Here is a 12882-nt window from a genome sequence, read left to right as displayed (position 1 = left end):
TCGGGTGCATCCGGAATAGGTTTATGCAAAGCATTCACTTATTCTGCTCAAAGACCATCTTCAGTCCAATTTCCATTGCCTTTTTTCAGCAAACAAGGCTCTCTACAAATGGTTATTACGAACTTACTCTTCTCATCATCGCGTTAATTGATATTTAATATATCTTAACAGAGCTGTTTTTTTCTGTCAACTTTTTTTAGATCTTAACTGATAATTTTTTAAAAGCATCTGGTTCTACGTCTTTTACTTCTATGATCCAATTGTCTTTTTTATCTGTACTATTTAATTTTTCAGGATCATCCGTCAACTCAGTATGAAACTTAACAACAACACCTGTTAGCGGAGACAGCAATTCAGTGACCGCTTTTGCTCCTTCGACTCCTAGTAAAACATCACTTTCTTTTACTTCAGCTAATGTGTTGGGTAACTCTACAAACATGACTTCACCTAAATCATCTTGGCCTTTTTCAGACAATCCGATGCGGTAATTTTCGCCTTCTTTTAGTACCCATAAGCCGTTTTCGCTGTATCTCATTTGTTGTTCCATTCTAATCGCTCCTGTCTTTTTTAGTTTCTGTTTCCCCAGATGGTTTCATAAACATCCTCTTTAAATCCGAGAGTCGTTATCTTCCCATCTGTCAGTAACGGCCGTTTGATCAACATACCGTCTCGTCTGAAGCCAATACCGCTGCGCCTTCGCTGACAGCCATATCTGGTACACGTGATTTCAAGCCTAATTCGCGGTACCTATTCCCGCTAGTGTTGAAGAACCGGATCAGAGGAAGATCGGATTGCTTTATTAAATTAGCTAAGGCTTCTTGTGTTGGCGGAGTCTCAATCATATTTATCGCCTGATACTCTATCGCATGTTGATCTAACCATTTCCTTGCTGCTTTACATGTTGAACAAGTAGGGTGTTGATATAGTTCGAGCAAATCAGATCACTTCTAAAATTACATTTCTTTTATTTGAAATCTTCATCTTCTTCAGAGAACATGTAGCTGCGGTAATGGTACCTCATGGACATAACTAGTCCAACACCCATCATATTTCCTAATAGTGCCGTTCCACCTTGGGAAATAAACGGCAATGGTATCCCAGTCAATGGAAGCAACCCAATACTCATACCGATATTTTCAAATACATGGAATAAAATCATCATGATAACACCCGTTGCAATATAGGCATAAAATTCATTTTTCGTATCAAAACAAATACGGATCATTTGGTAAATCAGTAAAAAGTAAATAAAAATCAAAATACAACTGCCAAGAAAGCCAAAATTTTCACCGATTGTTGCAAAAATCATATCAGACTCTCGAACCGGTACATATACTTCTGAAGTTCCAAATCCTTTACCAAACATTTTACCTGAGCCTATCGCTTTTATACTTTGGATCAATTGGTAGGAAGTATCTCCTGAATCACCATAAGGGTTCAGCCAAGAGTCTATTCGGGAAAATTGATACGGTTTAAAACCTAATCGTAGTAAAAATTCACGATTGTATATTACTAGAATAAGTAAAGTCGCTCCGAGTGCTCCAACTCCTGAAAACAGTGGCAGAATGATTTTCCATGTAATACCTGATATCAACACTAAACCAATAATAATGGCAATAAATACAAGTGTTGAGCCTAAGTCATTCTGTAACATGACCAGTATCAATGGAGGGATAGAGGTTAAAATGATTTTCCCCAGTAATAAGAAATCAGTTTTAGGATAATGGTTTGCGTAATCGCCATTATGTTTTGTGACTACACGAGCGAGCATTAGAATAAAGGCGATTTTCATAACTTCAGATGGCTGGAAAGTCACTGGGCCTAACTTAAACCAACTTTTAGCTCCGGTACTCAGCATAGTAGGGCGATCATAAAAGAATAAGACCATCACTAAGAGAAAGAGCCCTACACCATAGGCCACCGGTGCGAGCTTCCATAGCTGCTCCGAATCAAACTGCATAATAACAATAATGGCAACCGTTCCAACTACAAACCAGACCACCTGCATTAACGTAGCTCGAATGCCATCACCAGCATCTAAATAGGTGGTTGAAAAGATAGTAGCGATACTAATAATTGCAAGCAACAAGACGGATAAAATGATTCCATAATCTATTTTCGTTTCTTTATTTTCTGTCATTTTTTAAAATTCTCCTTGTGTCCTATCTGTCAAAAATTTCTTTATCAAACTTCATTCATTATATAAGAAATCAGATCTAAAAAAAAGACTTCTTGTCTTTCTTAGAAAAATCTTACAGTGCTGCCTCTCTAGAAAAAATTAAACAAAAGGAAAACCAATTAAAGAATCAGTTTTCCTTTTGTTTTTCGACCGTTTTCACTTTCAGTAATTTTTTATGTTGAATCGAATCTGAATTGTCTGGATATTCTTTTGGTCTGTCGTCTTTTTCAGCTTCATCTTTTTCGAGCTTAGCTTCATTGACTGATTTACCTATTTTATATTCAAAGTAAATCGTATTGATCAGCCCGCCTAATAGTAAAATGATCGCCGATAAATAGAGCCACACCATCAAAACAATAAACACCCCAAATGTTGCACTAGCAGCTGCTTCTCCTCCAGCAAATCGAATATAAAGCGTAAATGCTTCGGATAGAACCAACCAACCTATTGTAGTAAATACAGCTCCTGGAAAAGCATATTTAATATTCAAACGGTTATTTGGTACTAAAAAGTAAACCATTGTTAACACGAGCGTCAAGACAATGAATAAAACTAACCATCTATAGCTCAATACTTGCAGAATGATCCCCAAATCGATCCCCACAAAATCTTGGATGAGCAACAGAATTTGTTCTCCAAAAACAAAGGCAAAAACCAATGATCCTACGATAGCTACGATAGCCAACTGAACTAGAAATGATACTAATCGAACGATTATGAAATTTTCTCTCTTTTCCACTCCATAAACACTATTCAACACATTTTGTAATGCGTTAAAAGCTTTACTAGCAGCCCATAATGACGTGATAAGTCCGATAGAAATAGCTCCTCCACTTGAACTACTTAAATAATTTTCTAGTATCGGTGCTAGGACATTGTAAATATCTGGTGGGACACCTGTTTCTAACATCGGCAATATATCTGATGCTTTGATCGGAAAAAGCGGGATAATATTAGCTATAACTAATAAAATAGGAAATAAAGATAATAGCGTAAAGTATGCTAACTCAGCTGCATTAGAGGAAACTTCAGCTCGTCCCAAATTAGGTTTAATGACTTCTAGGAAAAACTTTAATTTATCTTTAAAATAAGCTTGTTCGGTATTTGTCTTCACAGCGGCCACGTCCTTTACATTATGTATAAAAAAAGCATAGCATAATTGAATTTAAAAAGCATTTAGGAAGCTTTTAGATAATGCCAAATCATAAAAAAAATCAATCCTGAAAAACAGGATTGATTTTTTTGACTTACATTTGGTATAAATTATAGTCCATGATTAATTTATTTATTCCATCATCGACAGATCTAGCTTTAGATTCTGTTCCTGAATTAGTTGTTATAGTAACTGTCTGGCCTTCTTTTTGTTGCAATTGACCAATTTTTTTACCATTCACATATAACTCTAACTCAGTTAAACCTTCTCTGTTATTAGGGGTTTCTTTTACTTCAACTTGAACTTTTTTATTTCCTTTAGACATTTGAATGCTCCTTTTGCAGTTAGTTTCTCTAATCAGTATACTGCATTTCGGGAAAAAATTCATTTATTTATTCAGATAATAAAGCCTCTATTAATTAAATGAGTTCAAAGCTTCATGAAAAGGAATATCCAAAGCATGTGCAACTTCTTTTTTAGTTAATTTTCCGTCCATAACGTTGATACCTGTATAAATTGTTGAATTTTCTTTAGCCGCTTTGACTAATCCTTTATTTGCGATTTGTACTGCATAAGGAATCGTTACATTAGTTAAAGCTAACGTAGCAGTCTTAGGAACAGCACCTGGCATATTTGCAACAGCATAATGAACGACTCCATGTTTTAGATAAACCGGATTATCATGTGTTGTCACTTCGGAAGCTGTTTCAATAATACCACCCTGGTCAACTGCTATATCAACGATAACAGAACCTGCTTCCATTTGTTTGACCATTTCTTCGGTCACTAATGTTGGAGCTTTTGAACCTGGGATCAATACAGCACCGATAACTAAATCTGCTTCTTTGACTGATTTTGCAATATTCAATTCATTTGACATAAGTGTATTGATTTTATTTTCGAACAAATCATCCAACTCTTCTAAACGTTTTGGATTCACATCTAAAATCGTCACATCTGCTCCAAGACCGATTGCAATTTTAGCCGCATTTGTTCCTGAAACTCCGCCGCCGATGATAGTTACTTTTCCTTTTTGTACTCCTGGTACTCCACCCAACAAGATACCTTTACCTTGGTTTACGCTCTCAAGAAATTCGGCTCCAATTTGTGCAGCCATTCTGCCGGCAATTTGACTCATAGGAGTTAAAAGAGGCAATGTTCCATCTTTTCCAACCATTGTTTCATAACCAATAGCAGTAACTCCTGAGTCCAACAATGCTTTAGTTAATTCTAATGCTGGAGCTAAATGTAAGTACGTGAAAAGGATCATTCCTTTTTTAAAATACTTGTACTCTGTTGATATCGGTTCTTTAACTTTTATGATCATTTTAGCATTCCAAACTTGTGCAGCTTCTTCAATTAATACGGCACCTGCTGATTTATATTCTTCATCTGGAAATCCAGCTGCTTTACCTGCATTTACTTCAATCATAACTTCATGACCATTGCTCACAAGACTTTTAACGCCTGCTGGCGAAATAGCAACTCGATTTTCATTGTTTTTAATTTCCCTTGGTATTCCAATTTTCATAATATGTATCCTCCTTTTTTTTGCGTCAACTCTAACATCTTGCCCCTTTATTGTAACGCTTACAAATATAAAACCCAAACATTTCGACGCGCCCACTCTATATTCTTCCACCGTTTAACCGCTGAAATATTCAAATGGTAATGGCTATCTGAGTTCATGCGACTGAAAAGATTAAAGAAAAAATTGCTGAAAAGCTCGCAAACTACGTGGATTTTTAAGAATAGACGTGGATATAGATGTATCCAAAAAAAAGGTTCTATAACAAATAGTGTGGATGCTTCAAAAAAATTTCTTCTGGAATGGACGGGTTTGCTTGTGGAGCCATTGGACCGCCTTTAAGCCTTTGGTCTTACAGACTTTCAAGCTTCAAACAAAACCCAATCGCTGAAGCGCCAACGTTTTGTAATTCTCATTGAATCTTATACATGGCTACAAGCAACCCTATTCCTCCAGAAATTTGGGTAAGTAATGCCATTAGATTAATTCTATCAATACTAAAAATTATACAGCCAAAAAAATAAGCCGTTAAAACGCCTTAAAGATACTCCTGTATCAACGTTTTAACAACTTATTTAGTTTGACTCGATGGAAGCGAGGGGTTTCTATGCTAAATAGCAGTAGACACCTTATAAACGCCTTTAAATCAACGTTTCACAACCTTTTTGCTGTATTCATTTCTGCATTGACTACCCTTTTGACTACCCCTAATTAAAAACCGACATGATCCGCAAACTTAGAAGCTGTCTCATCTTTAGCTCTTTTCGTTACGTGAGCGTAGATATTCATAGTAGTTTGAACGTCTGTATGACCTAATCTGTCTTGTACTTCTTTCAAGCTCGCACCTGCTTCAAATAATAAACTGCAATGTGTGTGCCTAAAGCCATGTATGTTGATTTTCTTAAGGTCATACTTTTTCACTACTCTGCTGTAATCTCTATAAATTTTGGAGCTGTTTATATAAGCATTTTTACTGTTTGTAAACACAGGTTGCTTGATCCTACCAGTATTGAACCCTAATTTGAAATAGCTTTCAGCTTGTTCTAATTTCCATACTCTCAAAACCTGCATAGTGATAGGATCTAAACTTATCACACGAATTGACTTTCTAGTTTTGGGAACGTCTACCATTAAGCGATTGTTCAAGCCCCTTGTAAGCGTCTTGTTGACTGATAAGGTACTTGCGTTAAAGTCTATGTCACGCCATTCAAGGGCTAAAATCTCGCCTATCCTAGCACCACTAAAGGCTAACGCCCTAAAAAGTGCTAGGTTTTTTTTGTTACCCTCTTTTGCAAGTGAAGAAAAGAATTGTTCCAGTTCTTCCTTATCGTAAAATCGAGGTAACTTTTCAATAACTTCATTTTCTCTTTTAACAGGAACCGTTACTTTTGCAGTAGGATCTGTTTCAATAATGTTCATATTGACCGCCATTTTAAAGACTTTTGAAGTGTATCGAAGTAGTATCTTATAGCTTGTTAAGCCTTTTTTGAACCACTTGTTTATACCCTTTTGACAATATGCAGTGTCTACCTTATCTATCCTTAAATCACTAAATAAGGGCAAAATATGATGTTCAAATAGCTTAGTTGTCTTTTGCAGCGTACTTTCTTTGACAGTGTTTTTATACTGCTCAATCCATAACAGATAGATTTCATTATAGGTATAACTCTTTTGCTTCTTAAACCCGTTCTCTTGTACCTTGTATTGCAGTCTATTCATAGCAGTTTTAGCACCCTTTAAGGACGTAAAACCTCGCCTTGTCGTTCTACGCTTTTTACCAGTAACGTGATCCATGCCTAGATACAAACTAAATTCATATGCCGTAGAACCATCTTTTTTAATATACTTTTTAATATTTGCCATTATTGTTTCCCCTTTTGAAGCATAACGTGGAAGTTTTTGCTTGGGGCTATAAGGTATTTAAGTAACTATTTGCCTATTATATATCGTTACCCTGCTTATTGTAAACAATGTTTTAGGTGGTTATTCAAGAGCCTATGACAATGTTTCTTCTATATAAAGTAAAAGTATGTTGTAGATTGGTTGAAGCCTTTGAGAGTGCTGTAAGCACTGTTTAGGGCTTGTCAGTGTTGTCTTTTCTACCTTGTTCTAATCCCTGATAATACTTTTCCATTTCTCTTTGTTTACTTTGCTTCATATAATCAATTACAGATCGTAACAAGGTTTGTTCATGCTTGTCTATGGGATCATAATTTAAGGAAAAGCCATTTTCTAATCCATCATTTAGTTCAATTAATTTTGAAAATATAACATCTGCATCTTCCCCTATTAAAACACCAACAGGAACATCTAATGCATTTGCTATCCTGCTTGCTATTTCAGCACTAGGTGCTCTAGTACCTCGCTCGTAGTTACCTATACTCTCTCTAGAAATATCAACTACTTCAGCTAGTTCTTTTTGTTTCAAACCTTTTTCTATCCTTAGTTGTTTAATCATTTCACCTATCAACACTTCACTCACCCCTCCTTTTAGTTAATTATCATATATAATATATCATAAAAAAGAGAACAAATGAACCTTTCCACTCTTAAAAACATTAAATAAGCCTATATATCAGTGAAAATATAAAAAAACTTATCAAATAAGCCCATTTATCGAATTTTTCAGGTAGACAAAGTAACGTATGTACCTTATACTATGTATATACCAGTTAAAAAAGGTACAAACGAACCATTAAGGAGGTAAAAAAATGATGGAACAACAAACATTTGGTCTTTTCTCGAAAGAAATTCAAGAACAAATCGCCAAATTTTTAGAAACAATGCTTGGAAATGTAGCCGAAGAAAGCAAAAACAAAGGTGGTAAAAGATATTTTAAGAAAAAAGATTTTTGTGAAGAAATTGGAATCTCATATGGAACTTTAGCTAAATGGCTAACCAAAGGATTAAAGGTAATCCATGTTGAACAAATAACAATGATAGATATGAGAGACGCAGAGAAATTCTTACAGGATCACAAAATATAAAAGCGGTACGTGGAAGTCCGTTGCTTGGGTAGAACAAAAAATAAAAATATGACGGGAGATTTTTAACATGAACAAAACAGCTAACGAAAAAGATGAAATTATTCAAGAACTAGCAGGGCAAACGAATGAAATTGTAACAGCATTGAGAAAAGAAACTTTAGATCTTCAAAATGTTTGTGCAGATTTAACAAACTTTATGAATGATGCCACTGAATCATTGAGTGATGATTCATATCAGATTTTAGACGACTTAACCGAGGAAGTTATTCGGATTTTGAACGTTTTAGAGGAAAAACCAACATATCCATTTGATAACTATTTTTCTTTATTAGAAAAAATTGACGATACACCGCTAGAAGAATTAGAAGCATAATGAAAATGATATGCTCGTTACGCTGTCTTGAGGAGGACTATGTGATATGTGTATAAATGTGTGAAGGCTACTAAATTTGAAAGAAGTGACTTCAATTGATAAATTTGACAACAGGCGTAAGAAGCGAAAAATACACACGAGTTGAAACACTGTTAAGTGATTTTGAATACTTGGTTCAATACGAACCCGATATCTTGAGTGGAGATAAAGAAACCCTAAAGAAAAAGAACGCAAAGTATTTTCTAAGTGGCGACCTAAAAAATAGTACACGTTCCAACGAAAATTTATCTTATAAATCCTTGATCGTATTGGACTACGACAAGGTAACCCTACCAATTGTAGAGTTTATGCAGGTGGTTAAAGAAAAGCTAGGTTCTTACAACTATCTTATATATCCTACTATATCAAATACTAGCGATAATACAAGACTAAGAATGATCGTTGAACCGTCAAGGAACTATGTTGAGAATGAGAACGAGGCTCTTATTCAATCAATGATTGATACGATTGGTATTTTTCCTTGCGATACAGCTTCAAAAACCTATTCACAGCATATGGGTTTACCAGTAATCGTCAATGGTTCTTTAGATGATTATAAAAGTAATATCATTGTCAATCAAGGAAAATCTTATCCAATTGACGCACTTTTACAAGTCACTGCGATTAAAGAAACAACTAACCAAAATAAACAATATTCATTTACTAACATTGAGGATAAAGAAGCTATTGATCTTGTAGTTGAATATGCAACTCGAAATGAAGTGTGGCTTCAAGAAAGGGATAACTACCTTAAACCATATATGTGTGTCAAACATGCTTTACAGGTGGCGGAAATATCCGAGAACATTGCAGAAACATGTATCCAAATTTTAGCAGGTGACAATCAAGAATGGCAACATCAAAATATTGAACACTTCAAAAGAGATAAAGCTATCAGTAGATTGAATGTTTCTTTCAAAGAATTTTTCAATAACAATAAGCAGGTTCAAAAACAAGATGTAAATACTCTTGAAGAACTAAAACACAAATTAACTGAACGTGGTAACCAAGAACGTGCGGATCGTGAGTACTCACAGGGTAAGAGAGATAACGCTGAAACTAAAAAACCGAGACTGACGCCTTTAGAAGTCGCACACGTGCTTCAAGACTATCTCGATTTTGTAATTGTTGGAAATATTGAAAATCCAGTGAGTATGTTTTTAGTAGACGAAGGAATCTATACAGCAACAGAATCTTATTTCTTCAAAATTATCTCGTGGGTAGAAAATACATTGACTGAAAGACTAGCGAAAAACGTCATGTTCCATCTAAAAAACGAATCTGAAATAAAACAAAAATATGCAGGTAGTGACTATATATGTGTTGGAAACGGTTTGTTTAACTTTGAAACAATGGAGTTAGAATCATATAATCCAGAAATTGTTTTCACTTCAAAAATTGATACAAATTACATTCAAATGGATAGCGAGCCTATGCGTGATGGTTGGACTTTCAGCAACATGCTTCAAGAATGGTCGAACGATGACAAAGAACTCGAATCACTTTTATGGCAGATTGTTCGTGCTAGTATTCAATTGAAAAATAGAGAACAATTTGTACTGTTACGTGATAGCGGTATGGGGCGATCAGGAAAAGGAACCTTCCAAGAATTTATTTCTTCTTTGGTAGGAAAGGACAATATCCTCCCCTTGACTGTTAAAGAAATGCAACAAAACCATCAGACCGAAGGAATCGAAACTGCCCAGATTGTGATTGGCGATGACAATGACACTTCAAGCTTTGTAGATGAACCTAGAGTGCTAAAATCGCTCGTTACAGGCGATATGTTCAGTGTAAACCCTAAAGGACTAAAACGGTTCAAATATCAAGGTACACCCCTTGTCGTTCAATCAGTAAACGGACACTTGCGAACATCAGATATAACAGACGCTTTCAAGAGAAGAATGTTGATGGTTCCATTTGTAAACAGCTACAAAGGTAGTAAAGGCAACCCAAAAATAAAAAGTGAATATGCACGTGATCCAGAAATTCTAAGTTGGATAATGCAGTGTGCTTTACAAATTGAAGATTTCACACTATTCATTCAACCAAAAGCTTCCGAAAACCTAATGCGTGAATTTACCTTAGAAAATGATATTGTTGCAGATTTCTTTGAAAACGTATTTTCAACATTTAAGAGCGGACGTTTGAGAGTAGATTTTGTTTACAAGTATTTTGTGAAATGGTCGCAAGAAGTTGGCAAACCTAGTAAGCTATCACAACGCATGTTTGTTACAAGATTGAACCAATTTATTGAGAAAACAGACGATTGGAGCCATACAGGACAAACAGCGATATCCGTTTTAGATTACTTCCTAAAAGAAGATAATGACCGAGAAGAATATGTGTTCTTAGATGATGGAATAGCTTTTGATGAGACATATAAGAAAGCTAGAAAAACATGTTATGTGAACCATGATAACGAGACACAAATTGATATTGAAAAACTTGATAGCAAAATCAACGAAATGGAAACAACTAACACTTCAATAATGAGCGGACGTTCTAATTTTAAGGTATTAAATAAAGACGACAACGAACGAGAATTGAAGGCATTGAGGAAAGAAAAGGAACAATTAATGAGCAGGTAGTTAAGTAGTTATCTAAAACAGATAACTACCTAGATAACTACCCGAAATAAACCAGTCATACCAAGGGATTGAAGGACGTGAGTAGTTAAGTAGCTATCTTTTTAATAATCTTTATAGAAAAAATAATAAAAAATAATATATATTATAATATGATTTGGCAAAACTTAACTACTAAACTACCTGCCTTACTCTCCCAAGGGTTACAGCCGTTTTAGATAACTACCCGGGTAGTTAAGATAACTACCAAACTACCCGAAAAATAAGAAAGTGAGTATTCAAATGACATATGAAAAAGAGCAAAAGCCTATTTATTTAACACGTGTTGGACGTAAGCAAGAAGGTTCTGATATTAAGTTAAAGCAAACAAATCTTCTACTCAAAAAATGGTTATATTTTAAAAACTTTACATACGATAGACTTAATGGAGCAGAGGGCAAAAAACAACTGCTAAAATCTTTAAAGATATTAAAATATAGGAGTAGAATTTCATACTTGATTCTTGAAAGCTACTATATAGCTAATAGTAGGATTGGTGGTTGTTTATATGAAACTCAACTCCCCTTACTTAGTAAAGTGGCAACATTGAATAATATGACCGAACTAGCATTTACAGAAAAACTTGTCAAAGCAACAAAACAACTAAAAAAAATAATGGAAAATGAAGGGAATTAAAAAAATTATGGCAGCAGTAGACTGGTTAAAACGTGAAGTAAGAGAATCGAAAGAAAGTTTAGAGGAAGAAGTATTGAAATTTGATCGTTATAAATATGAAAAGAATATCAAACAAATGCGAGAATCATCTAACAGAATTAAAGAAATACGTGAGCAAGTAGACAAAGCAACAGACAAACTTGTCAATTATACAGAAAATCCAGTACTAGTACTTGAAAATACAGAAAATAGAAATGGAGCAGATGACATGACAAAAATTATTGAAGATATAAAAGGGGTGCAACACAGAGTTTTAGCACCTAACCAAGAATACCGAGTAAACAACCGAGACGAAGAATTGAAAGACTTCTCCTTTGCTAAAATGATACGTGGACTATCAACAGGTAACTGGAGTGGAGCAGGTACAGAACAACGTGTAGCAGCTTCTAACAATATCAGTAACGGTCAAGTGATGATTCCTAAAGAGTTATCAGAAAAGATCATTCAAACAGTACGTGCTAAATCAGTTGTCATGCAACTAGCAAGCATGATCCCAATGAATAGCCGAACTTTGACAATCGCTAAACAAGTTAGTGACTTTACTTCTCACTCTAAACTCGAATTAGATGAAATCGTAAAATCTAATGCAACATTTGAACCAGTAAATCTTGAAGCAAAAACTATTGTAGCTTCTGGAACAGCTTCCGTTGAGTTACTAGAGGACGCTTCTGGACTAGATCAACAAGTAATTGAATCACTTAGTGCTAGTCTTGCGTTAGAGCTTGACCGTCAAGTATTAACAGGGAATGGCGTTGATCCTAATTTATTAGGAATTTACAACATTGAAGGCATTGAAAAAATTGAAGGTGGAGATATTGCAAATTATGTTCCATTCTCACAAGCTATTACTAAGATTCAAGGTAAAAATCATGAACCTAATGCAATTGTATTCAATCCTTCTATTGCAGGTAAACTAGATATGTTTGTAGATACTTTAGGACAACCTATTCAACCGTTACCAAGTTACATTAAAATCCCTAACAAAATGACTACAACTCAAATCCCTAACAACTTAGGAGATACAACAAACCTATCCTTTGCACTTGTAGGAGATATGACACAATTACTTGTAGGTATGAGAACTGAAATTATTATCGAAGTATCACGTACAACGGACAATGCTTTCAATCATCTTGCAGTAGACTTCCGAGGTTACTTACGTGCAGACGCTACAACTATTCATGATGAAGCCTTTGTGATCGTGGACGGTATCAAATAAGAATATTGAATAATTGACAATAGACTATCATTGCTTAATGCAGTGGTAGTTTTTTGTCTTTAGGATAACGCTTGCAATTTATAACATTTTTAGACTATCATT

12 protein-coding genes, 1 pseudogene and 1 other annotated feature (1 of these 14 only partly in view) are annotated in these 12882 nt (G+C 34.9%); of the genes and pseudogenes, 5 read left to right on the top strand and 8 right to left on the bottom strand.

Annotation, left to right across the window (positions count from 1 at the left end; translation table 11 throughout):
- Positions 1-148, bottom strand: a binding site (T-box leader) (it extends 116 nt beyond the left edge of the window).
- 48 nt (positions 149-196) lie between these two features.
- The 8 genes and pseudogenes from BR50_RS07435 to BR50_RS07400 form a co-directional block, all read right to left on the bottom strand.
- Positions 197-547, bottom strand: coding sequence for a glycine cleavage system H family protein (locus BR50_RS07435; RefSeq protein WP_034547563.1), 351 nt, complete (start codon positions 545-547; stop codon positions 197-199).
- A 20-nt stretch (positions 548-567) separates the two neighbouring features.
- Positions 568-935, bottom strand: a pseudogene (locus BR50_RS07430) (arsenate reductase family protein).
- Between the two features lie 29 nt (positions 936-964).
- Positions 965-2140 (bottom strand): FtsW/RodA/SpoVE family cell cycle protein, encoded by a 1176-nt coding sequence (locus BR50_RS07425; RefSeq protein ID WP_034547561.1) that lies wholly within the window; start codon positions 2138-2140, stop codon positions 965-967.
- 166 nt (positions 2141-2306) lie between these two features.
- Positions 2307-3293 carry a YihY/virulence factor BrkB family protein gene (locus tag BR50_RS07420; protein ID WP_034547559.1) on the bottom strand — a complete coding sequence of 329 codons (987 nt, stop codon included), beginning with the start codon at positions 3291-3293 and terminating at the stop codon, positions 2307-2309.
- A 133-nt stretch (positions 3294-3426) separates the two neighbouring features.
- Positions 3427-3657 (bottom strand): DUF2969 family protein, encoded by a 231-nt coding sequence (locus tag BR50_RS07415; protein WP_034547557.1) that lies wholly within the window; start codon positions 3655-3657, stop codon positions 3427-3429.
- 90 nt (positions 3658-3747) lie between these two features.
- Positions 3748-4863, bottom strand: coding sequence for an alanine dehydrogenase (gene ald / locus BR50_RS07410; RefSeq protein WP_034547555.1), 1116 nt, complete (start codon positions 4861-4863; stop codon positions 3748-3750).
- Positions 4864-5571: 708 nt separating this feature from the next.
- The gene (locus BR50_RS07405) at positions 5572-6723 is read right to left on the bottom strand and encodes a tyrosine-type recombinase/integrase (protein WP_034547553.1); all 1152 of its coding nucleotides are present in this window, start codon (positions 6721-6723) and stop codon (positions 5572-5574) included.
- A gap of 211 nt (positions 6724-6934) precedes the next feature.
- Entirely contained in the window at positions 6935-7333 is a 399-nt protein-coding gene (locus tag BR50_RS07400) for a helix-turn-helix domain-containing protein (protein ID WP_051905761.1), read from the bottom strand.
- Between the two features lie 238 nt (positions 7334-7571).
- On the opposite strand from BR50_RS07400, the gene BR50_RS07395 reads away from it, so the two are divergent.
- From BR50_RS07395 to BR50_RS07375, 5 genes are all read left to right on the top strand, one after another.
- Positions 7572-7847, top strand: a complete 276-nt coding sequence (locus BR50_RS07395) for a hypothetical protein (RefSeq protein ID WP_034547548.1) — start codon at positions 7572-7574, stop codon at positions 7845-7847.
- Between the two features lie 67 nt (positions 7848-7914).
- Positions 7915-8220 (top strand): hypothetical protein, encoded by a 306-nt coding sequence (locus BR50_RS07390; RefSeq protein ID WP_034547546.1) that lies wholly within the window; start codon positions 7915-7917, stop codon positions 8218-8220.
- 95 nt (positions 8221-8315) lie between these two features.
- Complete coding sequence (locus tag BR50_RS07385; protein WP_034547544.1) at positions 8316-10850, top strand: DNA primase family protein; 2535 nt, start codon at positions 8316-8318, stop codon at positions 10848-10850.
- 279 nt (positions 10851-11129) lie between these two features.
- Positions 11130-11522 carry a hypothetical protein gene (locus BR50_RS07380; RefSeq protein WP_034547543.1) on the top strand — a complete coding sequence of 131 codons (393 nt, stop codon included), beginning with the start codon at positions 11130-11132 and terminating at the stop codon, positions 11520-11522.
- A gap of 7 nt (positions 11523-11529) precedes the next feature.
- Positions 11530-12780, top strand: a complete 1251-nt coding sequence (locus tag BR50_RS07375) for a phage major capsid protein (protein WP_034547542.1) — start codon at positions 11530-11532, stop codon at positions 12778-12780.
- The last annotated feature ends 102 nt before the right edge of the window (positions 12781-12882 follow it).

Origin of the sequence: Carnobacterium alterfunditum DSM 5972 (assembly GCF_000744115.1) — a bacterium.
GTDB classification, from domain to species: domain Bacteria; phylum Bacillota; class Bacilli; order Lactobacillales; family Carnobacteriaceae; genus Carnobacterium_B; species Carnobacterium_B alterfunditum.
This window is presented reverse-complemented; position numbering and strand designations above follow the sequence as displayed.

Coding starts and splice junctions, on each gene's coding strand:
- BR50_RS07435 (WP_034547563.1), bottom strand. CDS start 547: ATGGAACAACAAATGAGATACAGCGAAAACGGCTTATGGGTACTAAAA.
- BR50_RS07425 (WP_034547561.1), bottom strand. CDS start 2,140: ATGACAGAAAATAAAGAAACGAAAATAGATTATGGAATCATTTTATCC.
- BR50_RS07415 (WP_034547557.1), bottom strand. CDS start 3,657: ATGTCTAAAGGAAATAAAAAAGTTCAAGTTGAAGTAAAAGAAACCCCT.
- ald (WP_034547555.1), bottom strand. CDS start 4,863: ATGAAAATTGGAATACCAAGGGAAATTAAAAACAATGAAAATCGAGTT.
- BR50_RS07405 (WP_034547553.1), bottom strand. CDS start 6,723: ATGGCAAATATTAAAAAGTATATTAAAAAAGATGGTTCTACGGCATAT.
- BR50_RS07395 (WP_034547548.1), top strand. CDS start 7,572: ATGATGGAACAACAAACATTTGGTCTTTTCTCGAAAGAAATTCAAGAA.
- BR50_RS07390 (WP_034547546.1), top strand. CDS start 7,915: ATGAACAAAACAGCTAACGAAAAAGATGAAATTATTCAAGAACTAGCA.
- BR50_RS07380 (WP_034547543.1), top strand. CDS start 11,130: ATGACATATGAAAAAGAGCAAAAGCCTATTTATTTAACACGTGTTGGA.
- BR50_RS07375 (WP_034547542.1), top strand. CDS start 11,530: ATGGCAGCAGTAGACTGGTTAAAACGTGAAGTAAGAGAATCGAAAGAA.